Genomic DNA, 1,697 nt, shown 5'->3' on the forward strand with positions numbered 1-1,697 from the left:
GATATGATGTTCCTCATGGCTGCCGTGGCTGAAGTTGAAGCGGGCGACGTTCATGCCCGCGAGGATCATCTGGCGCAGCGTCTCCTCGTCGTCGCAGGCAGGGCCCATGGTGCATACGATCTTGGTCCGCTTGTTCATGCGTGCCTCCTTAGGAGTGTCGGTTGGGCACCGGTGCGGGCGCGCCAGGCCTCTGATGTACGTTTTCCCCGTTCAACGCGGGAATTTCCACCAAGCGACAAAGCTCGGCGATACTACTAATATGTCTCGCGGACCACGCTGCCCTCGGCACGGACCTGGCTTACATATACGACGTTGGTCGAATACAGGCCGTCGGGCAGGATGACAGAGGTGCGCGGGTCGCCCACGGTGATCACCGCGATGTCGCCCTCCTTGATGACGTCCATCCTCTCGGCGATGCGCATGGCGTTGTCCACCACATAGGCGACGTCTCCCGCGGCGCCCTCGTCGAGCACCGGCTCGACGCCCCACACCACCGTCATGCGGCGCTGCGCCCACGGCTTGTGCGTGACCGCGATGATGGGAAGCGACGGGCGGAAATTCGACACCAGGCGCGCCGAGCGTCCGGAGGTGGTGGGCACCAGGATCGCCTTCGCCCCCACGCTGAACGCCATGCTCACGGCGGCGAGGCCCACGGAGTTGTTGATCACGCGCGGGCCGGTCTCGTCCGTATGGATATCGAGCTTGTTGTGGTCGGGCATGGTGGCCTCGGCGATGAGGGCGATGTTGGCCATCATCTTCACCGCCTCGAGCGGATACTTGCCGGCAGCCGTCTCGCCCGAGAGCATGGTGGCGTCGGTGCCGTCGCTGATGGCGTTCGCGACGTCGGTGACCTCGGCGCGCGTGGGACGCGGGTTGCGGATCATGGAGTCGAGCATCTGCGTCGCGGTGATGACCGGCTTATACGCCGCGTTGCACTTCTGGATGATCTCCTTCTGGATGGTGGGGCACACCTCGGGCGCGACCTCGACGCCCAGGTCGCCGCGGGCGATCATGATGCCGTCGGACGGCGCGAGGATCTCGTCAAAGTGGTAGACCGCCGTGGCGCACTCGATCTTCGGAAGAATGTAGACATGCTCGCCGCCGTTTTCATCGCACAGTTGGCGAATCTCGCGCACGCCGGCGGCATCGCGGATGAACGACGCGGCGATGAAGTCGATCCCCTCAGAGAGGCCGAACAGAATGTCAGCGCGGTCCTGCTCGGTGATCGCGGGAAGCGACAGGTGCGCGTTGGGCACGTTCACGCCTTTCTTCTCGCCCAGCTCGCCGCCGTTCTGCACGGTGCAATGGATGTCCTGGCCCTCGACGGAATCGACCGTGAGGCCGATGAGGCCGTCGTCGATGAGAATGGTGCCGCCCACATTGACCTCGCGCGGGAGCTCCAGGTGGTCCAGGTAGAAGTGCTCGGAGGTGCCCAGCAGGTCCTCGGAGGTCTCGGCGGCGGTCACCGTCACCTTCTCGCCCGTGGTGAGCGTGACCTTTGCATGGCCCTCCAGCAGGCCCGTACGAATCTCGGGTCCCTTGGTGTCGAGCAGGATGCCCACCGGAATGCCAAGCTCGCTCGAGACCTTCTTCACGCGCTCCATGCGGATATGATGTTCCTCATGGCTGCCGTGGCTGAAGTTGAAGCGGGCGACGTTCATGCCCGCGAGGATCATCTGGCGCAGCGTCTCCTCGTC

2 protein-coding genes are annotated in these 1,697 nt (G+C 64.5%); both read right to left on the bottom strand.

Features of this window, described 5'->3' with window-relative positions; all coding sequences use genetic code 11:
- On the bottom strand, positions 1 to 138 hold a 138-nt coding region (locus H6A15_RS10115; RefSeq protein WP_204673486.1), incomplete at its 3' end, for a pyruvate kinase.
- Between the two features lie 116 nt (positions 139 to 254).
- Positions 255 to 1,697: pyruvate kinase (gene pyk / locus H6A15_RS10120; RefSeq protein WP_204673632.1), on the bottom strand; the 1,443-nt coding region annotated here is incomplete at its 5' end.

This window comes from Enorma phocaeensis, assembly GCF_016901575.1.
Taxonomy (GTDB): Bacteria; Actinomycetota; Coriobacteriia; order Coriobacteriales; family Coriobacteriaceae; genus Limicola; species Limicola phocaeensis_A.